Genomic DNA, 21,164 nt, shown 5'->3' on the forward strand with positions numbered 1-21,164 from the left:
ACCGCGGCGGCCGTGGCGGTCACGCGAAAAGGACGCCCCGAATCGGCCGTTTCGGAGCCCACTGGGAGAATCGGGTCACCGCTCTGATCCCGACCGGAGGACCGATGCTCCCCGTCACCAGCGACACCATCCGGATCTTCCTGCACGTCCTCGCGGCGACGGTGTGGGTCGGTGGCCAGCTCACCCTGACCGCCCTGCTCCCGGTGCTCCGGAAGGCGGGCGGGGACGTCCCCAAGCAGGCGGCCCGAGCCTTCAACAAGGTCGCCTGGGTCGCGTTCGCGGTGCTCATCGCCACCGGCGGCTGGAACATCGCCGCCGTCGGGAGCGACACCAGCAGCTCCTACAAGACCACCCTGTACGTGAAGCTCGGCTTCGTCGCCCTGTCCGGCGTCACCGCCGCCTGGCACGCGCTGACCAAGTCCCGCCCGATGCTCGCCGTCACCGGCGCCCTCGGCGGCCTCTCCGCGCTGCTCGCCCTGTTCATGGGCGTCATGCTCGACTGACCCGCCCCCGTCCCGACGACCCGCGCTCGCCCCAGCGACCCGCGCCATCACGACGACCCGCGCTCGACCCGGCGACCCGCGCCATCACGACGACCCGCGCTCAACCCGGCAACCCGCGCCATCACGACGACCTGCGGGCGGACCGGCGACCCGCGCCGTCACGACGACCTGCGGGCGGACCGGCGATCCGCGGTCGGACCGGTGCCGCGGGGTCAGACCCAGCCGCGGTCGCGGGCGACCTGGACGGCGGCGTGGCGGTTGTCGACGCCGAGCTTGGTGACGGCGGCCGACAGGTAGTTTCGGACGGTCCCTTCCGACAGGCCGAGGCCGCGGGCGATGCGCGAGACGGGCTCGCCCCCGGCGGCGGCGCGGAGGGCGTCGAGCTCGCGCGGGGTGAGCGGGCACTCCTCGGCGGCGAGGGCGTCGGCGGCGAGCTGCGGATCGATGTAGCGGGCTCCCCCGGCGACCTGCCGGACGACCTCGGCGAGCCGCGCGCCCGGCGCGTCCTTGCCGAGGAAACCGCGGACCCCGGCGGCCATCGCGCGGCGCAGGTTGCCGGGCCGCCCGTGCGCGGTGACGATCACCAGGCGGCAGGACGGCAGGTCGCGGGCCAGCCGCTCGGCCGCGTCCAGCCCGGACATCCCGGGCATGTCGATGTCGAGGACGGCCACGTCCGGCTTCAGCGCGAGGGCCCGCGCGACCGCGTCGTCGCCTCGTCCGACGTCCGCGACGACCTCGATCCCGTCCTCGGTCGACAGCAGCAGGACGAGCGCCTCCCGGATGAGGAGATGGTCGTCCGCCAGCAGCACCCGGATCATGATCCTCCCGTCGGAAGCGCCGCGACCAGCCGGAACGTCCCGTCCCCGGTGGTCCCGGCGGTGAACTCCCCGCCCGCGGCCGCGAGCCGCTCCGCCAGCCCGGCCAGCCCGCTCCCGGCCGTCCCGTCGCCCGCGGGTCCGCGTCCGGCCGTCCCGTCGCCCGCGGGCCCATGCCCGGACGTTCCGCCGGAGACCCCCGCCCGCCGCGACGCGCCGTCGTTGACGATCTCCAGCCGCACCCGCGTCCCGCCGACCGCGTCCGACGCGCCCGACGCGCCCGACGCGTCCGCTGCGGTCACCTCGATACGGCACCACGTGGCCGACGAGTGCCGGAGGATGTTCGTGGCCGCCTCGCGGACGACCCACCCGAGCGGTTCGTGCACGTCGGCGGGCAGTCCGGCGGGCACCTCCGGACGGTCGCAGGCGATCCCCGCCGCACGCAGGACCGCGGACATGCCGTCCAGTTCCGTCCTGAGCGACGTGGCCCGGTAGCCCCGGACCACCTCCCGGACGTCCCGGACCGCGTCCCGCGCCATCGTCTGGATTTCGGTCAGCTCCTTACGCACCCGCGCGGAGTCGCGGTCGGCGAACCGCTCGGCGACCTCGGCCCGCAGCGCGACGGCCTGCAGGCTGTGCCCGAGCACGTCGTGCAGATCGCGCGCGAAGCGCAGCCGCTCCTCGCCCACCGCCGACCGGGCCAACTCGGCCCGCGCCTCCCGGAGCTCCTGGACGACGTGGAACAGCCAGACCGTGATGAACCCGGAGAACGTGACCATGGGAAACGCCACGAGCTGGTACAGGACGGCGAGGGGCCGCATCCCGAGCGCGAACCCGTAGGCCGCCCCCGCGACCGTCCCCGCCGCCGCGACGGCCACCGCCCGCCGCGCCGGGAACACGACCGCGATCAGCCCCGCCGGGACGAGCAGCGCGTTCCCCCACCCGGTGCTCACCCCGAGCAGCGCGGGCAGGGCCCAGCTCACAGCCATGATCACGACGAGCCCGACCCGGTGGACGGGCCCGCTGCGGCGGATCAGGTTCAGCCAGAGGAGCCGCACGTAGAGCCCGCACACCCCGGCCACCGCCCCGAGCGCCGGGACGAACCGCACGAGATCGCGGCGCCCGAACGCCTCGTCCCACAGCGCCGGAAGCAGCAGCCCGGCGAGCGACACCGAGGTCAGCGCCACGATGATCGCGGCGATGACCGGCGCACGAGGGATCCGCGGCTGCACCACGCGCTCAGCGTACGGCCCCCCACCCCATGCCGCCTCCCTGGCGACCGGCGCCCGCCCCGTCCCGGCGCTTCGTCGGTCCGGCGCCCATCACCCCATGCAGCTGCCTTTCCGACCTGGCGTCCGCCCCATGCCGCCGCCCGTCGCACGTGCCTCTCCCTCAGGCAGCACGCCCTGCGGGAAAGGAGATCCCGAGAAACGAAGAGCCGCCGTCCAGAACGGTCACGTGGTCGGCCCGGCGAGCTTCGTCCGCGTCACCCGTGGTGAACAGGACGGCGACCCCGTGACCGCCCAGCGAGCGCAGCACACCCCGGACCCGGGACGCGTCGGGCGCGTCCAGACCGGCGAACGGCTCGTCCAGCAGCAGGATGTCCGAGCGTCCGACCAGGGCCAGCGCCAGGTCCAGGAGGCGGCGTTCGGCGGCGTCCAGACGCTCGAACGTGACCGAGGAGAGCCCGGCCAGCCCGGTCAGCCGGAGGGCCTCCGCGCGGGTGAGGGGATCGAGGGTCCAACGGCGCCAGGCGTCCACGACCTCCGCGACCGTGAGGCCGGGGAACAGCCCGCCCTCACGCCACACGACCCCGGGCCCACCCCCGCTGACCTGGACCGACCCCGAGACGGCCCGCCGCTGCCCGGCCACGGTCTCCAGCAGGGTCGTCTTGCCCGCCCCCTGCCCCCCGAGGACGGCGTGCACCTCGCCCCGCCCGACACTCAGCGAAACCGAACCCCACCGACGACCATCCCGGCCGGCCGGAATCTGAAGATTGCGAATCTCGACAACCGACGTCCCCATGCCGTCCATGCTGCGCACCGCGACGCCGACAAGGCAGTCACAGCCGTCAGCAACGGCCCATGAGGTTCTCAGTGGCCGCCCATGACAAATGTCAGGCGCGCACGAGCAGGTCCTGGGTGAGCTCGGAAACAGACCGATGCCCCGACAGCGCCAGGGTCAGCTCCAGTTCGGCCAGGACGCAGCGCAGCACGTGCCGCACCCCCACCTCACCGTCCAGCGCCAGCCCGAACGCGTACGGACGTCCCAGCAGAACCGCCTCGGCTCCCAGTGCCAGCGCCTTCGCCACGTCCGCGCCCGTCCGGACCCCGCTGTCGAACAGGACGCTGATCTGCCCGCCCACCGCGTCGGCCACCGCGGGCAGGGCGTCGAGCGAGGCGACGGCGCCGTCCACCTGGCGTCCGCCGTGGTTGGAAACGATCACGCCGTCCATCCCGGTGTCCACGGCGCGCCGGGCGTCGTCCGGGTGCTGGATGCCCTTGAGCGCGATCGGCCCGTCCCAGTGCTCGCGCAGGAACGCCAGATCGTCCCAGGTCAGGGACGGGTTGCCGAACTGGCCGACCCAGTGCAGCAGCGCGGCCTGCCGGTTCTCGCCGGTGATCGGCCCGCCCACGGCCCGCTGGAAGACCGGGTCGCTGAAGTAGTTGGCCACCCCGATCCCGCGCAGGAACGGCAGGTACGCCTTGTCCAGGTCGCGGGGGCGCCACGCCAGCGTGAACGTGTCGACCGTCACCACGAGCGCCGTGTACCCGGAGGCCTTGGCGCGTTCGAGGAAGCTGACGGCGAGGTCCCGGTCCTTCGGCCAGTACAGCTGGTACCAACGCGCCCCGGGCCCTTCACCGGAGGCCTTCGCGACGTCCTCCATCGCGCAGGACGCGGCCGTGCTCAGGATCATGGTCAGCCCGGTCGCGGCTGCGGCCCGAGCCGTCGCCAGCTCGCCGTCCGGATGCAGGATCGACTGGACGCCGATCGGCGCGAGCAGCACCGGAGCGGGCATCGGCGTGCCGAGGACGGTCACCGACAGGTCGCGTTCGGCGACGTCACGCAGCATCCGCGGGACGATCCGCCAGCGGTCGAAGGTGTCCCGGTTGGCCCGCGCGGTCGCCTCGCTCCCGGCCGACCCCGCCAGGTACCCATAGGACGTGGCCGACAGTTTCGCCTCCGCCAGTGCGGCGAGTTTCGTGAGATCGGTGGGGAGGCCGGGCAGCACGTCAGCCAGGCCGTTCAGGTAGATCTCGTTCTGGAAGTCGGCGAGCTGACTCAAGCGGAAACCTCCTCGATCCGGCGCGTCCTGACGCGTCGCGGGCGAATCTGTCCCTGGGACCGTCCACAATGTTTCACATGGCACGTCGTGGATCCCAAGCCCCTCCCCCGCCGCCCGACTTCGAGGAGAACATCGTCGACGTCGACGTCTCCGAGGAGATGCGCGGCTCGTACCTCGAGTACGCCTACTCGGTGATCTACCAGCGGGCGCTTCCGGACGCGCGCGACGGGCTCAAGCCCGTGCAGCGCCGCATCCTGTACTCGATGAACGAGATGGGCCTGCGCCCCGACCGCGGGCACGTCAAGTGCGCCCGCGTCGTCGGCGAGGTGATGGGCAAGCTGCACCCGCACGGCGACAGCGCGATCTACGACGCGATGGTCCGCCTGGCGCAGCCGTGGGCGATGCGCATCCCGCTGGTGGACGGGCACGGCAACTTCGGTTCGCTCGGCGGCGACGACATGCCCGCCGCCATGCGGTACACCGAGGCGCGGCTGTCGAAGGCCGCCATGGCGATGGTCGCCTCCATCGACGAGGACACCGTCGACTTCAAGCCGAACTACGACGGCCAGGAGACCGAGCCCGAGGTGCTGCCCTCGGCGTTCCCGAACCTGCTGGTCAACGGCGCGGCCGGGATCGCGGTCGGGATGGCCACCAACATGGCCCCGCACAACCTCGGCGAGGTCGTCGCGGCCGCCCGGCACCTGCTGGCCCACCCGGACGCCACGCTCGAGGACCTGATGCGGTTCGTCCCCGGCCCCGACCTGCCGACCGGCGGCCGCATCACCGACCTCACCGGCATCCGCGACGCCTACGCCAAGGGGCGCGGCACCTTCAAGACCCGCGCCACCGTCCAGATCGACAGCGTCACGACCCGGCGCAAGGGCATCATCGTCACCGAGCTGCCGTACGCGGTCGGCCCGGAGCGGGTCAAGGCGAAGATCAAGGAACTCGTCCAGGCGAAGAAGCTCAACGGCATCGCCGACCTGAAGGACCTCACCGACCGCAACGTCGGGCTCCGCCTGGTCATCGAGATCAAGAACGGCTTCAACCCCGAGGCCGTGCTCGCCGACCTCTACCGGCTGACGCCGATGGAGGAGACCTTCGGCATCAACAACGTCTGCCTGGTCGACGGCCAGCCCCGCACGCTCGGGCTGCGCGAGCTGCTCCAGGTGTACGTCGACCACCGCATCGAGGTCGTCCGGCGCCGCTCGCAGTTCCGCCGCAAGAAGCGCGAGGACCGCCTGCACCTGGTCGACGGCCTGATGGTCGCGCTGCTGAACATCGACGAGGTCATCCAGGTCATCCGCCAGTCGGACGACTCCTCGCAGGCCAAGCAGAAGCTGATGCAGATCTTCGAGCTGTCGGAGATCCAGGCCCAGTACATCCTCGACACCCCGCTGCGCCGCCTCACCCGCTACGACCGGCTCGAGCTGGAGAAGGAGAAGGAGCAGCTCACCAAGGAGATCGCCGCGCTCACCGCGATCCTGGAGTCGGAGAGGAAGCTGCGCGGGGTGGTCTCGAAGGAGCTGGGCGAGGTCGCCGCCGAGTTCGCCACGCCGCGCCGCACCGTCCTGCTCGAGTCGTCCGGCGTGGTCGAGGCCTCCGCGGTCCCGCTGGAGATCGCCGACGACCCGGTGCTGGTGCTGATGTCGTCGACCGGGCTGCTCGCCCGCACCTCCTCGGCCGAGCCGCTGCCCACCGGCGGCGCCCGGTCCCAGCACGACGTGCTGCTCTCCGTCGTCCGGACGACCGCGCGCGCCGAGATCGGCGCGGTCACCTCCGCCGGCCGCCTCATCAAGGTCGAGGTGCTCGACCTGCCGACGCTGCCGCCGACGTCCGCGCCGCCGTCCCTGGCGGGCGGAGCGCCGATCGCCGAGTACGTCGACCTCGATCCGGACGAGAAGGTCGTCGGCCTGGCCGCGCTCGACGACTCGGGCGGCGGTCTCGCGCTCGGCACCGAGCAGGGCGTGGTCAAGCGCGTCGCGCCCGACTACCCGGCGAACCGCGACGAGTTCGAGGTCATCGGCCTGAAGGACGGCGACCGCGTGGTCGGCGCCATCCAGCTGCTGTCCGAAGACCAGCACCTGGTCTTCATGACGAACGACGCGCAGCTGCTGCACTTCAGCGCCTCGCTGGTCCGGCCGCAGGGCCGTCCGGCGGGCGGCATGGCCGGCATCAAGCTCGCCGCCGACGCGAAGGTCATCTGGTTCGGGGCGTTCTCCCCCGACTGGGAGGCGATGGTCGTGACGGTGTCCGGGTCGTCCACGGCGCTGCCCGGCACCCAGAACGGCGCGATCAAGATCGCCGATTTCGCCGACTTCCCGTCCAAGGGACGCGCGACCGGCGGCGTCCGGTCGCACCGGTTCCTGAAGGGCGAGGACACCCTGATCCAGGCGTGGGCGGGCGTGGTCCCGCTGCGGGCGAGCACCGGGAACGGCAAGCCGATCACGATCGACGAGGAGCTCGGCCGCCGCGACGGATCGGGCACCCCGCTGTCCACGCCGATCGCCGCGTTCGGCGGCCCGCTCGGCCCGCTGCCGGAGGACCCGGCCGACTCCGACGCCGCGGCCGCTGAACTCGCGGGCGAACAAGGCGGCGAGGTCGACTGACCTCGGCCTGACACGGTTCGTACTTTCGGCCGGGCTCCCCTCGGGGCGCCCGGCCGAGGCATATCCAGACAACGGCGGATTTGTTACCTTGTTACCGTGGTAACCATTGATCGCGTGCAGACCGGGTTCCGGATCGAGCGGAACACCCTGAAGGTCCTCAAGGGCCTGGCCGAATACCTGGACCTCTCCCTCGGCGACCTCGTCGAGGGCATCGTCCTGCACTCCTTCGAAGGCCGGACGCCGTTCGCGCCGGACACTCTGGAGAAGATCGAGCAGCTCCGCGCCGTCTATGGGCTGGACCTGACCGCCGCCGACTCCCACCTCCTGGAGGAGAGGTGACCGCAGCGGACCCCCATCCGCGGGATGCGGCCGGAACCCGCGTCCGCCTCACCGGGCACATCGACGTCCCGCTGCCGCCCGGCGAGGCGTTTCCCCTGTTCACGCCGCTCGGCGAACGCGCATGGGCGGACGGCTGGGCCCCGGTCTTCCCGGACGGCGCGTTCGACGGTTCGGTGTCGTCACCGGACGGCGCGACCGGCGGCTCCGTGTCGCGGCCGGACGGCGCGTCCGGCGAGGACACCGAGCCGGGCATCGTCTTCGAGACGTCCGCGCACGGCCGTCGGACGGTGTGGATCGTGGTGGCCCGGCGCGTCCCGTCGTCCATCACGTATGCGCGCACGACCCCGGACGACCGCGCCGGAACCGTCACCGTCGAGCTGTCCGCGACGGAAGGCGGCAGCCGCGTCCAGGTGACGTACGACCTCACCGCCCTGCGCCCGGAGGCCGTCCCCACCTTGGAGCAGTTCGCGTCGTCCTACCCCGCCTACCTGCACTCCTGGGAGACCGCGATCAAAGCTCTACTGGCGGATTAAGCCAGGCCCTAACTCTCTTGGCCTCCACCCCCAAATGCCGTGAACTCGTCCGCATGAAGCCCGACACTTCTGTAGCGATCGTGACCGGCGCGGCCCGAGGCATCGGAGCCGCCGTGGCCCGCCAACTGGCCCAGGACGGCTTGGTAGTCGCGGTCATCGACCTGGACGAAGCCGACTGCGCCGACACCGTCGAGGCCATCACCCGCGCGGGCGGCAGGGCCGTGGCGATCGCGGCCGACATCGCCTCCGAGGAGCAGGTCACCGAGGCCGTCGCGCGCACGGCCGCCGAGCTGGGACCGCCGACGATCCTGGTCAACAACGCCGGGGTGGGCCCGCGCGCCGAACTCGTGGACATGACGACCGAGCAGTGGGACACGGTCCTCGGCATCAACCTGCGCGGCCCGTTCCTGGTCACCCGCGCCGTCGTCCCACACATGATCGAGGCGGGCTGGGGACGCGTCGTCACGATGTCGAGCATCTCCGCCACCGGGGACGCCGCCCGCGTCGACTACGGCAGCGCGAAAGCCGGACTGATCGGCTTCACGAAATCCCTGGCCCTCCAACTCGGCCGTCACGGCATCACCGCCAACGCCATCGCCCCCGGCTTCGTCGTCAGCGACATGACCCGGGCCTCGGCCCGCCGCCTCGGCCTGGAGTTCGAGGAGTTCGCCCGCCGGGCGGCCGAGTCCATCCCGGTAGGACGAGTGGGCCGGCCGGAGGACATCGCCCACACCGCGTCCTACCTGGTCAGCCCGCGCGCGGGCTTCGTCTCGGGCCAGGTCGTCTACGTCGCGGGCGGCCCGGTCGACTGAAACCGTCCGATCTCGTCGGAAGACTGCTCCCACAAGCCCCCACCGATACCCCTGCCCCGGAGACCCAGGCATCACTGTGGAGAATTGCCGTGCGTCCCCTCAGCGCCCCCAAGATCAAAATTCGGTGGCGCCCCTCATGCCTCGTCCGCCATGATCCGCGCATGTTCGTTGTCACGGTGACCTACACGGTGCCTCTGAAGGACGTGGATCAGTGGCGGCCCGCCCACGGCGAGTGGCTGAAGGAGCTCATCGCCCGGCGGCTGCTCCTGGTGGCCGGACGCCAGGTGCCATTGGTCGGCGGTGTCTACCTCACGTCCGAGATGTCCGCGGACGACCTCACCCAGCTCCTCGCCACCGATCCCTACGTCCTCAACGGCGTCGCCGAGCACAGCGTCGTGGAGTTCACCCCGCTCCTCGTCGCGGACGGCCTGGAGGACCTCAAAACCTGATCCCACGAACGCCCAGGGCTCAGCGGACGCCGACGGCCATCAGCCCCGGGCGTCGAGGTCCTCATTGCAGCGGACGATGAGCTCGGCAAGTTCGGTGATCTCGCCCAGCGCGTGCCGTGTCGTTCCGACGCTGGGCGTGGTGAGGTGAAATCCGTGCGGCCGAGCCCACACCGTGATCTCGGCCCGCACGGAGAGAACGCCCATGTTCCAGCCCTCACTCCGATGCATGGACCCAAGCCCTCGCGCGACCAGAGCGGCCTCCAGCCGCCGCAGCGCGGGCCCCACGTCCACCAGTGGAAACGGCCAGGCGGCCCCAACGGGCAACGCGAAGTAGGCGACCTTCCCGGACGCGGGTAGGCCCCCGAGCCGCGACCGACTCCGATGGACGCCCCACTCCCCGCCATGCTCAGCGGCGAGCGCGTCCACGACCTCCAGCCCCCGTCCGCCCTCACTGTCGAGCGGCGCCCGGGAAGCCGTCCACGGAGACGCCCCCTTCCAGGGCGCCACGTCGAAGACCTGCGCGACAAGCTGCGCTTTCTCACCGCGCCGGTACACCGAGAGCTCCGGCAGGGGCCCCCAACGCAGGCGCACGAGGCACTCCGCCCAACGCGTGCAGGAACACGTTGCCGGCCAACTCCGAGACCATCGTGGACGCGTCATAGACGAGTTCGTCGGCCACGCCGAGCTCCGCCATGACACCCCGCAGGTAACGCCGAGCGACAGCGGCACACGACTCGTCCGGCGGCAACGCCCAAGTCACGCACTCCCCCGCCAACACCCGCACCGCCCCAAGGACCGAATCCACCGAACCAGGAGAATTCCCCACCTCGATCACCACCCCGCTGACGTCGACATCGTTGCTGAACGTGTTCGTTTCGCGATCCAGGGTGACAGGATGTCGAGAACCGTACAGTCGATTCTCGAAATGAAACTGGAGTTCTTCATTCCCGAGAATGATCATTGCAGAGCGTGAGAACGTCGCTACATGTCGCACATCCACCCTGCGGGGTACAGCCCGACAGTCAAGAAGCGCGCCCTGAGCCGAAAGCTCCTCACTGCGAGGAGGACGGCCGGCATGACCACGACCGAAGTATGCAAGTTGCTGAACTGGAGTCAGGCCAAGCTCAACTACATCGAGAAGGGCAAGTGGGTCGAGCCCAACAGCGACGCGGTGGCCGACCTCTGCGAGGTCTACGGCGTCGAGGGCGAAGAACAGGAGGCGTTGATCAAGCTGGCGCGCGACGGACGCCAGCGCGGGTGGTGGACGCGCTACAACGACGTCTTCCACAACGAGTTTCCGGGATTCGAGACGGCGGCCAGCAGCGTCCTCACGTTTCAGAACACCTTCGTCCCCGGCCTCCTGCAGTGCGCCGAGTACATCACCGAGGCCACGCGGTTCGGCGGGATCGACGACCCCGCCGAGATCGAGCGGCATGTCACCGCGCGCCTTGAACGCAAGGAGCTTCTGCTTCGCCTCGATTCCCCCGCGCGCTTCCATGCCGTGATGGACGAGAACGTCGTGCTGCGCCTCAATTCCAGTCCCGTTCAGCGCCCCCAGCTCCAGCACATGATCACAATGCTCGAACACGACAATGTCGCTCTCCAGATCATCCCGACGTCAGTCGGCCTCTACCAGGGAGCCGGTGAGGCCTTCACCTATCTGGGCTTCTCCGATCCGGCCGAACGTGACATCGTCTTCTTGGAGACCCGACTCGATGATCGCTTTCTCGAAGAGAAGGACGAGTTGAAGCGCTACCGTTCGAGATTCGACGAGCTGTGCACCGCAGCAACGTCCGTCGAGGCCACGCGGGCCTACCTCCTCCACGAGTTCGAAGGAGCGAAATGAGTTCTTCTCTCGCTTGGCGGAAGAGCAGCCACTCCCAGGGAGGCGGCACGGACTGCGTGGAGGTCGCCGCCACGAACCACGGACGGGCCGTCCGCGACTCCAAAGACACGTCCGGCCCCATCATCACCCTCGACAGCACCACGTGGCGCCGCCTCCTCGAACACGTCAAGCGAGGCGACCTCGACCTGTAGGAGGGTGAATGCCACCGCTCCACTCGCATCACCTTGCCTGGCGCAAGAGCACCCACTCCCAAGGTGGCGGCGCGGACTGCGTAGAAGTCAGCTCGCTGGGAGTGTCTTGTGTCCTGCGCGACTCCAAGGACGCGGACGGGCCGGTCTTGGCCGTCGACGCGTCCAGCTGGCGCGAGTTCATCGGATGGGTCAAGCGCAGCGGCCTCGCCCCGCAGGGAGGCAGGATGCCAGCACCCCAGTCGCACCACACGGCCTGGCGCAGAAGCACCCATTCGCAGGGCGGCGGCTCCGACTGCGTTGAAGCCGCCGCCGTCGGAGATCGCTGCGCTCTGCGTGATTCCAAGGACGCGGACGGGCCGGTCTTGGCCGTCGACGCGTCCAGCTGGCGCGAGTTCGTCGGACGGGTCAAGCGCAGCGTTTATGACCTCTGACCTGCACGGAGTGGCGAAAATGTGTGGCGAGCTGCGTGTGCGCGGGCTAATGGGCTGCTCGACACGTTGAACGGCGCCGCCGGCCCGGCGGCCATCACGGAGTTGCGTTGTCGATATCGGCGGGCTCCGACGCTGAGCTGGGCGATCAAGCGTCGGGCGGGGGCGGCTCGGAGTTCTGCGGACGGCTGGTCGCGTTGTCTTGCGTCCTGGCTTGCTCGTGGTTTCGGCGGGCGGAGGATGTGAGGCGATCGGCGAGCGCGATGACGAGGTCGCGCAGTTCATCGGGACGTTCGATGACGAACGGCCGGTCGATCGCGGCGAGCGCCGGAGGCAGCCAGTCGAGCCGCTCCGCTCGTAGCTCGACGCGCAGCCAACGCTCGATTGTCCGATCCGCCGTCGGCTCGTACTCCTCCAGAGCTGCGACGCTGGCAGGAAGATGGGCGCGGATCTGCTCCACCGTCGCGTGGATCCGCAGGGTCACCTCATACCAATAATCAGCCGTGGCGAATCCCGACACAACGCGTTCCGCCGGCCCGGGGCCTCCGGGCGCCTCGAATGAACCGGGCAAGGTTCGTGCGTCGGCGATGCGGTCGAGCCGGAAGGTTCGGTCCTCGCCGATTCGGACGTCCTTGCCCGTGACGTACCACCGGCCCTCATGGGCGACGATTCCGTACGCGTGCAGTGTGCGTTCGCTGCGCCGTCCGTCGCGGTCGGTGTAGCGGATCGCGACCGGTCGGCGGTGGCGCACCGCGTCGGTGACGGTGAGCAGGACCCCGGCGTCCGGGGTGGCGAACTCACCGGGCTCCTCCGTGAAGGCGAGGGACTCCAGAAGTGCGTCGAGCCGCCGGGCGATGTGCTTGGGCAGGACGCGCCGGATCTTGGCCGATGCCGTCTCGCTCGCCGTGTGCTCCGTCGTCAGTCCCGCTCGGCGACCTGCCACCAGGCCGAGGAGCACGGCCAACGCCTCGTCGTCGCTGAGCATGAGCGGAGGCAGCCGGTACCCGGGAGCGAGCCGGTACCCGCCGTAGCGGCCGCGCACCGACTCCACGGGCACGTCGAGGTCGATCAGCTGGTCCACGTACCGCCGCACGGTGCGTCCTTCGACGCCGAGCCGGTCGGCGAGTTCGGCCACGGTCCGAGTGCCGCCCGACTGCAGAAGCTCCAGGAGTGTCAGGACGCGGCCGGTGGGTCGGGACATCTTCCCAGCCTAGGCGAATACAGGACGGATTCTGTCCACTATTTCACCTAGTCTGCGGATCGCAGCGATTCCAGCACCCCAAGGAGATCACCATGGACTTCGTCTCTGTCCGCATCATCACCGGCGACGTCGCGCGTCTCGTCGAGTTCTACGAGCGGGCCACAGGCGTGCGGGCGGCCTGGGCCACCGAGGACTTCGCCGAACTCAGGACGCCCAACGCCACCCTCGCGATCGCCGGCACCCGCACCGTCCCGCTGTTCGCCCCGGGCTCCGCCCGCCCCGCGGACAACCACAGCGTGATCATCGAGTTCCTCGTCGACGACGTGGACCGCGTCCACCAGAACCTGACCGGTTTCGTCAGCGACGTCGTCACCGAGCCCACCACGATGCCCTGGGGCAACCGGTCGCTCCTGTTCCGCGACCCCGACGGCAACCTCGTCAACTTCTTCACCCCCGTCACCCCGGCGGCCATCGAGAAGTTCGCACGCTGACGGCTGGCCGGTCCCCGTGTGGCATCGCGATGGTCAGGGCGTCGGCGGCGGCAGGGGACAGCTTCGAGCTCTGCAGGTCGGCCACCGGAATCCAGACCGCCGCGTCGGTCGTCCCGTCCAGCTCGGCCACTGGCGGTTCAGCGGCCTTGAGGGTGACGGCGTAGAACAGGGCGGTCAGGTTCCAGTTCATCCCGCCGCGCTGGACCCCGTAAGTCCGGGCGTCGAGGAGGCGAGCGGCGGCGAGTTCGAGTCCCGTCTCCTCCCTGAACTCGCGGGCCAGGGCTTCCACGGGCTGTTCGCCCGGATCGATCCCCCCACCTGGCAGGTGCCATAGTCCTGGTTCGAAAATCGGCGAGGTGTCCGCCAGACGGACCAGAAGCATCCGGCCGTCCGCCAGCGCGATGCCGTAGGCCGAGACACGAGTGCGCACGCCGGCATCCACGATTCCCGCCTGCCTGGCTCAGAGCCGATTGCCGGAGAACGTCACGGGCGCTCGCGTTCCTCTGTCTTGAAGGTGCGGAAGCCGCGGCGATGGTAGTTCGGGAGCGCATGGGGATGGTCGAGCGTCGACGTGTGCAACCAGACCCTGGACACTTCGGGGGCGATTTCCCAGCCCTGTCGGATGCCGAGCGTCAACGCGTACCCGCCGATGCGCTTGCCGATGAACTCCGGGAGCAGTCCGAAGCTCGCGATCTCCACGTCGTCGCCGGGGTGGAGGTCGTAGGTGACCACCCCGGCGGGCTCATCCTCGAAAGCCAGGAAAAAGAACCTCCGGGACGGGAACTTCGCCGCCCATTCCTCCTGGGTGCGGGTCGCGCTGCCCCACCCGTAGGCGGTGCCGACCCGGGTGTGCAGGTCGACCAACAGGGGCGACTCCAGGGCCAGTGTTTCCAGGGCCAGGCCGGGAACGGAAGCCGCCGGGGCGAGCTGCTCACGGGACGTCATTTCGACGTACGTCACGATCTCCTTCACTCGGAGAACACTAGGCGGACGAAGCGTCCGGGAACAGGCACGCGAGCGATCACTCGTCCGTGGCGAACGCCTGCGCGACGGCGAGGCTGTCCTCATAGACGTGGTAGCGGGTGATCAGGCCGTCCTGGACGGTGAGGTGCAGCGCGAGGCGGGACTCGTACGGACGGCCGGTGGTGCGCGCCGTCTGGCGGATCACGCCCAGGGCGAAGGCGTCGTCGCCGTCCACGAGGATGCGGTCGATCCGGGTGTCGTTCTTCTCCGGGACGTGGTGGGCCGCGATCTCCGCGAAGTGGGCCGCGTACTCGGCCGGGGTGGAGCGGTGCCGGATCCAGGGGGTTTCGGCCCGTCCGTGTTCGGCGTCCGGCCAGTTCAGCTTCCAGTCGCACGCATCGGCGAACATCGCGGCGATACGCTCCGGATCGCCCTCGGCGACGCGTGCGAACAGGGTCTCGACGGTGGTGCGCGTGGTCGTCATCAGGTGCCCCCAAGAGTGTTTCGGCGAACGAAACGATCTTGGCGGACGAGGCCGCACGGCGGCCATGACGTGAGAGGTAATGCCGGTCATTCGCCGGCGACGCGGTGCCAGCCGGACGGGCCGGGGAGGACCTCGGACGGTCCCGGCCCCCAGGTCCCCGGGATGTAGTGGAGCGGGGCGTCCTCGACATCGATGATCTTCGAGACGACCCGCCACGACTCCTCGATGAACGGGAACGACGCGAAGGCGGCCGCGTCCCCGACGATCGCCGCCTCCAAGACGTACTCGTACGGCGGTTCGGCGATCCCCACGGGCGGGACGTGGACGGGCACGGCGGCGGCCTGCACCGGCTGTCCCTCGGCGCGGTTCACGGAGAGGTTCAGCTCGAGGCCGTGCCGCTTGTGCAGGTGCAGCCGGAGCAGGTTGGGTTCCGGGTGTCCGTAAAGGGACACCGGCGGGTCCTTGAGCTGGACGATCACCTCGGAGGCCCTCAGCGGCAGGCACTTCCCGGCGCGGATGTGGATCGGGACGTCCTTCCAGCGCCAGTTGTCGATCCAGACGCCGGCGGCGACGAACGTCTCGGTCGTCGAATCGGGATGGACACCGGGAACATGCAGGTAGCCGTCATACTGCCCGCGCACCGCGTCGGACGGCTCGATCGTCCGCACGGCGCGCAGCAGCTCCCACTTCGCGACGTTCTCGGCCAGCGCGTCCCGGCAGGACGGCGGGTCCATGGTGAGCAGCGCGAGGATCTGCAGCAGGTGGTTCTGCACCACGTCGCGGACCGCGCCGGTCGGGTCGTAGAACGCGCCCCGGTCGGCGACGTCGAAGTCCTCGGCCATCGTGATCTGGATCGACGCCACGTGATCGCGATTCATCACCGTCTCGACCATCGGATTCGCGAACCGCGCGACGGGCACGCCCCGGACGGCCTCGGACCCGAGGTAGTGGTCGACGCGGTACAGGTCCTCGTCGCCGAACGTGCGGCGCAGGTCCTCGTCCAGGGTGCGGGCCGACGCCTGGTCGTGCCCGTACGGCTTCTCGACGACGAGCCGGGCGTCGCGGTTGAGCCCGGCCTTGGCGATCTGCTCGGCGATGATCATGAACTGCGTCGGCGGGGTCGCCATGTAGTGCGTGACGAACGGCGCGTCCGCGACGGCGTCGCAGATGCGGCGGAAGGTCTCCGGGTCGGTGAGGTCGCCGTCCACGATCCGCAGCCGGGACGCGAACTGGTCGAAGACCGACTCGTCCAGCTCGTCCCCGATCGCGGCGCGGGCATGGGCGCGCAGATCCTCGTCCGTCCAGGACCGGCGCGTCACCCCGATCACCGGGACGTGCAGCCGGCCGCGCTCGGCCAGCCGGTACAGCGCGGGCAGCAGGGACTTCCGCGCCAGATCCCCGGTGATCCCGTAGAGCACCAGCGCGGACGCGACCGGCCCCCGACTCATGACACCACCCCCGAAACAGTCGCGCCCGAAACGGACTCATCCACCGCGAACACGTCACTTCCCCCAGCGGGCGGCGAACTCGGCGAAGAACAGGGCCTCCGTGACGACCGTGTTCTCCAGCTCGGACACCAGGACGCGTTCGTTGGGCGCATGCAGGTTGCACCTGCCGTCCTGCGCGCCGAAGAGCAGCATCTCGGCACTTGGGACGGCCCTGTGAAGCGCGCTGACCAGCGGAATCGCGCCGCCCGCCGCCATCTGCACCGGATCGGTCCCGTAGGCGGCGCGCATCGCCGCGCTCATGGCCTCCACAGCCGGGCCGTCCGTTTCGGCCCGGTATCCGTCCCCGGCCTCACCCGCGAGTGACACGGTCAGCGCGATCCCGAATGGCCGCTGCGCCTCCAGGTGCCGGATCAGCGCGGCCCGCGCCTCCTGGGCGGACTGCTCGGGATGGATCCGCAGGTTGATCTTGGCCCGCGCGAACGGGACGCAGGCGCCGGCCGCCTTGTCCACCGGGATCGCGTCGATGCCGGTGACGGTGATCGCGGGCCCCGACCAGAGGCGTTCGCCCAGCGTGCCGGTGCCGAGCAGCGGCATCCCCGGCTCGACCCCGGCGGCCTCGCTGAACTCCACGTCGGTGTAGGTCGCGCCGGTCCACGGCTCGCGCCGCAGTCCCTCGACCGCGACGTCCCCGTTGTCGTCGTGCAGACTGGTCAGGGCGCGGACGAGCGCGAGCATCGCGTCCGGGGCCGGGCCACCGAAGTTGCCGCTGTGCTTGGCCCCTTCGAGCGTCCGCACCTCGACGATGACATCGGCGACGCCGCGTAGCGCGACCGTCAGAGTCGGCTGTCCGGCATGGGGGTTCCCCATGTCCGCGATGGCCATGGCGTCGCACCGGAACTCGTCCGGATGCCTGACCGGGTACGCGTCAAGCGGACTTCCCCACTCCTCCGCGCCTTCGAAGACGATCTTGATCCCCACCGGCGGGCGCCCATTCCACGCCCGAATTGCCCCAACATGAGCAAGGATGTTGGATTTATCGTCGGCGATGCCGCGCGCCCTGATCGCCTTCCCGCCACCCCTCTCGTCGTCGAACGGCGTCGGCGTGAACGGCGGCGACGTCCACAGCGATTCGTCCCCTGGTGGCTGAACGTCATAGTGCGCGTACAGAAGAACGGTCGGCGCGCCCTCGGGTGCGGGAATGGCGCCCGCGATGACCGGCGGCGTATCCGGCAGCCGAATCGCGCCGATGTCCTGAACGCCCGCTTCCGTCAGCATCCGGACGACATGGTCGTGCGCCCGGGTGACCTCGTTGGGAGGGAATCCAGGGAACGCGATCGACGGGATGGCCGCGAGTCGTTCCAGTTCGCCGACGAGGTCCGGAGTGAGCGCCCGCGCCCTGGCCTCAATGCCCCGGGCGTCCCAGTCGTCCCCAACGTCCCGCACAACTCACCCCCGGATTCGTACCGTTCCGGGGGGACGACTCGAAGGCGATCTACCCGTGGCGACGATGGGGGAAACGGCTCCGGGAATCGCCCGAACCGTCCAGAATGCGAAACACCGGCCACCCCGCAGATGGGTGGCCGGTGCTCTGCGCGTAGGTCAGCTCACTCGCAATAAGGTGACCTTCGAGACATTTGTAGCATAGCCCGTCCGGCTCGAAAATGCCCGCATTCGTGGATCTTCGTTTGGGCTGTTTTGAACACCCCCCGAACGCGCCGGCAGACCGCGTCTTCATGTGCGCGACGTCGGGCATGAGCTTCGCGTCGGTCGCGTGCTTCGCGTCGGACATGGGCATCCTCTCCTCGGAACGGTCACCCCCGCCGCGCCAGCTTACCTAGCGCCCGCTTGTTCAGGCCGGGAAGCTCTCACCCCGGCGAGAGCCGGGCATTCGCAACGAGGGCGCGGCGTCGGGCGGTTCGACGGCCGACGGATCCAAGGAGGACGTGCCGCCCGAGGTCCGGGTGGTGCGGCCTTCGGCGGAAGCGCCGGACGGCGGCGTCCTGGGGCGGGCGCCGCGGTCGAGATTGCGCCAGCGGCTGGCCGCGCGGGACGTCGGGGGCGCGGGGGACGGGCCGACTCCGCGTTCGGCGGCGTCGGCGAGGGCGGCGAACAGGTCGCGCGGGGCGCCCTCGGTGTCGTCGTAGTGCCAGCGGCGGATGAGGCGTTCACCTTCCGCTCCCGGGTTGAAGCGGCCGAAGGCGAAGCAGCCCGCGGCCGCCATCCGGTCGATGAGCCGGTCGCTGTCGTCCATCTGCATCGCGTACGCGGCGGCGTCGATCAGGCCGATCGCGGCACGGGCGTTGCGCCCGTCGTCGCGCTCCTCGGCCCGTTCGATCCGCCACTGCGCGTACGGGCGCAGGAAGTCGGCGATCATCCAGCTCTTCGGCACCTGACCGTCCTCTCGGTCGCGCGGGCACAGGAAGCCGCTCCCATGCTGCGCCGCAGGTCAGGCCGGACTGGACGACTTGACTCGATCGTTGCCGAGCCTTGGTCCGCACACTCTTTCCGGACGGCCGGCCACCGTCGTATGCGACGGCGGAACGGCGGCCCACGACCGTCATGCTTTAATCTACCAAACAGTTGTTAGATGAATCGTCGGCATGGACCCCGGAAGGTGAAGGCCGCCGCTGATGGATCTCGACTTCTCCCCCGCCCACGAGGCGTTCCGCGCGGAGGCCCGCGACTGGCTGCGCGCCCACGTCCCCGCCGAGCCGCTGCCGTCGCTGGAGACCGCCGAGGGCTTCGCCGCCCACCGCGCGTGGGAGCGGACGCTCGGCGCGGACCGCTACGCGACGGTCAACTGGCCCGCGGCGTTCGGCGGACGCGACGCCACCCCGCTCGAATGGCTGATCTTCGAGGAGGAGTACTACGCGGCGGGCGCGCCCGGCCGGGTCTCGCAGAACGGCGTGAACCTCCTCGCCCCGACGCTGTTCGAGCACGGGACGCCCGAGCAGCTCCGGCGCGTCCTGCCGCCGATGGCGCGCGGCGAGGTGGTCTGGGCGCAGGCGTGGTCGGAGCCCGGCGCGGGCAGCGACCTGGCGGCGCTGCGCTCCACCGCCACGCGCCTGGACAACGGCTGGCTGCTGAACGGGCAGAAGACCTGGAGCTCGCGCGCCGCCTTCGCCGATCAGGCGTTCGGGCTGTTCCGGTCCGATCCCGGGTCGGAACGCCACCGCGGCCTGACGTACCTGATGTTCCCGCTGGACGCGTCCGGGGTGACGATCCGCCCGATCGGACGCCTCGACGGCAAGCCCGCGTTCGCCGAGCTCTTCCTGGACGACGTGTTCGTCCCGGACGAGGACGTCATCGGCGACCCCGGCAACGGCTGGAAGGTCGCGATGAGCACCGCGGGGAACGAGCGCGGCCTCACGCTGCGCTCCCCCGGCCGGTACACCGCCGCCGCCGACCGCCTCCTCGCCCTCTGGCGCGAACGCGGCGACCCGTCCGACACGGCCCTGCGCGACCGGGTGGCGGACGCCTGGCTCAAGGCCCGCGCCTACCGCCTCAAGGGCTTCGAGACGATCTCCCGCACCGACGACATCGGCGCGGAGTCGAGCCTGAACAAGGTGTTCTGGTCCGAGTTCGACATCGCCCTGCACGAGACCGCCCTCGACATCCTCGGCCCGGACGGCGAGCTGGACGGCGACTGGCTGGAGGGCTACGTGTTCTCCCTCGCGGGCCCGATCTACGCGGGCACCAACGAGGTCCAGCGGAACGTGATCGCCGAGCGCGTGCTCGGCCTGCCCAGGGGGGCGCGATGAGGTTCGTCCTGTCCGAGGAGCACCGCCTCTTCGCCGGCAGCCTGGACAAACTCCTCGACCAGGCCGGCACGCCGTCCGCGATCCGCGCCTGGTCGTCCGGCGACCACGCCCCCGGACGCCGCGTCTGGACGGCCCTGGCCGAGGCGGGCGTGTTCGCGCTGGCCGTCCCCGAGGAGCACGACGGCATGGGCCTGCTCCCCGTCGAGCTCGTCACCGCCATTCACGAACTGGGACGCCACGCCGTCCCGGGCCCCTTGGTCGAGACCGTCGCCGCCGCGGCCCTCCTGGCCGCGACCGGCGACACCCACTGGCTCCCCCGCATCGCCGCAGGCCAGGCCATGGTCTCGGTGGCCGCGCCGTACGCCCTCGACGCCGACGTCGCCGACCTCGTCCTCACCGTCAGGGACGGCGCCCTCCACGAGGCCCGGCCGACGAGGGCGCTCCGCCCGTCGATCGACCCGTCCCGCCGCCTCTTCGAGGTCGCGCCGACCCGCGAACTCGGCGAAGCCGACGATACGGCCCTCGACCTCGCCACCCTCACCTGCGCCGCCCAGCACCTGGGCCTGGGCCGCCGCCTCCTGGACGTCTCCGTCGACTACGCGAGGACCAGAAGCCAGTACGGCCACCCCATCGGCGAGTACCAGGCCGTCAAGCACCACCTGGCGAACGCCCTCGTCGGCCTCGAGTTCGCCCGTCCGCTGATCCACGCCGCCGCCCTCTCCCACGGCACCCCCGACTTCCCCCGCGATACCTCCGCCGCCAAGATCGCCGCCGCCGAGGCCGCCTACACCACCGCGAAGACCGCCCTCCAGGTCCACGGCGCCATCGGCTACACCGCCGAGTACGACCCGTCCCTCTGGATCCGCAAGGCCCGAGCCCTCCACACCGCCTGGGGCTCCCCCGCCACCCACCGGACCCGCCTCATGGCCTCCCTCTGACCGGTCACGCCCAAGTGCCGGGTTGACGGGGCCCGAGGTGGCGATCTACCGTTTTACTAACATCATA

25 protein-coding genes are annotated in these 21,164 nt (G+C 70.6%); 12 read left to right on the forward strand and 13 right to left on the reverse strand.

All coding sequences use genetic code 11. From position 1 onward, the window contains the following. Positions 1-104 precede the first annotated feature (104 nt). The gene (locus AB0L06_RS22870) at positions 105-503 is read left to right on the forward strand and encodes a hypothetical protein (RefSeq protein ID WP_500233089.1); all 399 of its coding nucleotides are present in this window, start codon (positions 105-107) and stop codon (positions 501-503) included. 212 nt (positions 504-715) lie between these two features. Here the strand turns inward: AB0L06_RS22870 and AB0L06_RS22875 are convergent, their stop codons facing one another. The 4 genes from AB0L06_RS22875 to AB0L06_RS22890 all read right to left on the reverse strand — a co-directional run bounded on the left by AB0L06_RS22875 (position 716) and on the right by AB0L06_RS22890 (position 4,604). Beyond that, the gene (locus tag AB0L06_RS22875; RefSeq protein ID WP_500233090.1) at positions 716-1,321 is read right to left on the reverse strand and encodes a response regulator; all 606 of its coding nucleotides are present in this window, start codon (positions 1,319-1,321) and stop codon (positions 716-718) included. Beyond that, complete coding sequence (locus AB0L06_RS22880) at positions 1,318-2,553, reverse strand: sensor histidine kinase (protein ID WP_500233091.1); 1,236 nt, start codon at positions 2,551-2,553, stop codon at positions 1,318-1,320. The genes AB0L06_RS22875 and AB0L06_RS22880 overlap by 4 nt, the downstream gene beginning before the upstream one ends. Before the next feature lie 157 nt (positions 2,554-2,710). After that, positions 2,711-3,352, reverse strand: coding sequence for an ATP-binding cassette domain-containing protein (locus AB0L06_RS22885; protein WP_500233092.1), 642 nt, complete (start codon positions 3,350-3,352; stop codon positions 2,711-2,713). An 82-nt stretch (positions 3,353-3,434) separates the two neighbouring features. Continuing rightward, the gene (locus AB0L06_RS22890) at positions 3,435-4,604 is read right to left on the reverse strand and encodes a lactate 2-monooxygenase (protein ID WP_500233093.1); all 1,170 of its coding nucleotides are present in this window, start codon (positions 4,602-4,604) and stop codon (positions 3,435-3,437) included. 77 nt (positions 4,605-4,681) lie between these two features. On the opposite strand from AB0L06_RS22890, the gene AB0L06_RS22895 reads away from it, so the two are divergent. The 5 genes from AB0L06_RS22895 (at position 4,682) to AB0L06_RS22915 (ending at position 9,346) form a co-directional block, all read left to right on the forward strand. Next, on the forward strand, positions 4,682-7,213 hold the full coding sequence (locus AB0L06_RS22895; RefSeq protein ID WP_500233094.1) for a DNA gyrase/topoisomerase IV subunit A: 2,532 nt from the start codon (positions 4,682-4,684) through the stop codon (positions 7,211-7,213). A 96-nt stretch (positions 7,214-7,309) separates the two neighbouring features. Beyond that, complete coding sequence (locus tag AB0L06_RS22900; RefSeq protein WP_500233095.1) at positions 7,310-7,552, forward strand: hypothetical protein; 243 nt, start codon at positions 7,310-7,312, stop codon at positions 7,550-7,552. Beyond that, positions 7,549-8,085, forward strand: a complete 537-nt coding sequence (locus tag AB0L06_RS22905) for a hypothetical protein (RefSeq protein WP_500233096.1) — start codon at positions 7,549-7,551, stop codon at positions 8,083-8,085. The genes AB0L06_RS22900 and AB0L06_RS22905 overlap by 4 nt, the downstream gene beginning before the upstream one ends. A 53-nt stretch (positions 8,086-8,138) precedes the next feature. Then, complete coding sequence (locus AB0L06_RS22910) at positions 8,139-8,897, forward strand: SDR family NAD(P)-dependent oxidoreductase (RefSeq protein WP_500233097.1); 759 nt, start codon at positions 8,139-8,141, stop codon at positions 8,895-8,897. Between the two features lie 161 nt (positions 8,898-9,058). Beyond that, on the forward strand, positions 9,059-9,346 hold the full coding sequence (locus AB0L06_RS22915; RefSeq protein WP_500233098.1) for a YciI family protein: 288 nt from the start codon (positions 9,059-9,061) through the stop codon (positions 9,344-9,346). Positions 9,347-9,385: 39 nt separating this feature from the next. On the opposite strand, the gene AB0L06_RS22920 is transcribed toward AB0L06_RS22915, so the two are convergent. Next, a complete protein-coding gene (locus AB0L06_RS22920; RefSeq protein WP_500233099.1) occupies positions 9,386-9,937 on the reverse strand; it encodes a hypothetical protein in 552 nt (183 codons plus the stop codon). After that, positions 9,885-10,307, reverse strand: coding sequence for an ATP-binding protein (locus AB0L06_RS22925; protein ID WP_500233100.1), 423 nt, complete (start codon positions 10,305-10,307; stop codon positions 9,885-9,887). Before AB0L06_RS22925 ends, AB0L06_RS22920 begins: the two co-directional genes overlap by 53 nt. 24 nt (positions 10,308-10,331) lie before the next feature. Between AB0L06_RS22925 and AB0L06_RS22930 the strand changes: the two genes are divergently transcribed. The 3 genes from AB0L06_RS22930 to AB0L06_RS22940 are packed head-to-tail and all read left to right on the forward strand — an operon-like array spanning position 10,332 to position 11,814. Beyond that, positions 10,332-11,192: a helix-turn-helix domain-containing protein gene (locus AB0L06_RS22930; RefSeq protein ID WP_500233101.1), complete on the forward strand. Its 861-nt coding sequence runs from the start codon at positions 10,332-10,334 to the stop codon at positions 11,190-11,192. Then, positions 11,189-11,383, forward strand: coding sequence for a DUF397 domain-containing protein (locus AB0L06_RS22935; protein WP_500233102.1), 195 nt, complete (start codon positions 11,189-11,191; stop codon positions 11,381-11,383). The genes AB0L06_RS22930 and AB0L06_RS22935 overlap by 4 nt, the downstream gene beginning before the upstream one ends. Before the next feature lie 8 nt (positions 11,384-11,391). Beyond that, positions 11,392-11,814: a DUF397 domain-containing protein gene (locus tag AB0L06_RS22940; protein ID WP_500233103.1), complete on the forward strand. Its 423-nt coding sequence runs from the start codon at positions 11,392-11,394 to the stop codon at positions 11,812-11,814. A 145-nt stretch (positions 11,815-11,959) separates the two neighbouring features. On the opposite strand, the gene AB0L06_RS22945 is transcribed toward AB0L06_RS22940, so the two are convergent. Beyond that, a complete protein-coding gene (locus AB0L06_RS22945) occupies positions 11,960-13,012 on the reverse strand; it encodes a helix-turn-helix transcriptional regulator (protein WP_500233104.1) in 1,053 nt (350 codons plus the stop codon). 92 nt (positions 13,013-13,104) lie between these two features. Between AB0L06_RS22945 and AB0L06_RS22950 the strand changes: the two genes are divergently transcribed. After that, on the forward strand, positions 13,105-13,503 hold the full coding sequence (locus AB0L06_RS22950; RefSeq protein ID WP_500233105.1) for a VOC family protein: 399 nt from the start codon (positions 13,105-13,107) through the stop codon (positions 13,501-13,503). Here the strand turns inward: AB0L06_RS22950 and AB0L06_RS22955 are convergent. From AB0L06_RS22955 to AB0L06_RS22980, 6 genes are all read right to left on the reverse strand, one after another. Beyond that, positions 13,469-13,945, reverse strand: coding sequence for an NUDIX hydrolase (locus tag AB0L06_RS22955; protein WP_500233106.1), 477 nt, complete (start codon positions 13,943-13,945; stop codon positions 13,469-13,471). The genes AB0L06_RS22950 and AB0L06_RS22955 overlap by 35 nt on opposite strands. Before the next feature lie 41 nt (positions 13,946-13,986). Next, a complete protein-coding gene (locus tag AB0L06_RS22960) occupies positions 13,987-14,475 on the reverse strand; it encodes a GNAT family N-acetyltransferase (RefSeq protein ID WP_500233107.1) in 489 nt (162 codons plus the stop codon). A gap of 49 nt (positions 14,476-14,524) precedes the next feature. Continuing rightward, a complete protein-coding gene (locus AB0L06_RS22965) occupies positions 14,525-14,950 on the reverse strand; it encodes a nuclear transport factor 2 family protein (RefSeq protein WP_500233108.1) in 426 nt (141 codons plus the stop codon). A gap of 86 nt (positions 14,951-15,036) precedes the next feature. Then, complete coding sequence (locus AB0L06_RS22970; RefSeq protein ID WP_500233109.1) at positions 15,037-16,398, reverse strand: glucose-6-phosphate dehydrogenase; 1,362 nt, start codon at positions 16,396-16,398, stop codon at positions 15,037-15,039. Between the two features lie 54 nt (positions 16,399-16,452). Then, positions 16,453-17,841: a M20/M25/M40 family metallo-hydrolase gene (locus AB0L06_RS22975; protein WP_500233110.1), complete on the reverse strand. Its 1,389-nt coding sequence runs from the start codon at positions 17,839-17,841 to the stop codon at positions 16,453-16,455. A gap of 406 nt (positions 17,842-18,247) precedes the next feature. Then, positions 18,248-18,787: a hypothetical protein gene (locus AB0L06_RS22980; RefSeq protein ID WP_500233111.1), complete on the reverse strand. Its 540-nt coding sequence runs from the start codon at positions 18,785-18,787 to the stop codon at positions 18,248-18,250. 241 nt (positions 18,788-19,028) lie between these two features. Between AB0L06_RS22980 and AB0L06_RS22985 the strand changes: the two genes are divergently transcribed. Then, on the forward strand, positions 19,029-20,159 hold the full coding sequence (locus AB0L06_RS22985; RefSeq protein WP_500233112.1) for an acyl-CoA dehydrogenase family protein: 1,131 nt from the start codon (positions 19,029-19,031) through the stop codon (positions 20,157-20,159). After that, a complete protein-coding gene (locus AB0L06_RS22990; RefSeq protein ID WP_500233113.1) occupies positions 20,156-21,097 on the forward strand; it encodes an acyl-CoA dehydrogenase family protein in 942 nt (313 codons plus the stop codon). Before AB0L06_RS22985 ends, AB0L06_RS22990 begins: the two co-directional genes overlap by 4 nt. Positions 21,098-21,164: the final 67 nt, after the last annotated feature.

Origin of the sequence: Spirillospora sp. NPDC052269, from assembly GCF_040679435.1 — a bacterium.
Lineage (GTDB): Bacteria > Actinomycetota > Actinomycetes > Streptosporangiales > Streptosporangiaceae > Spirillospora.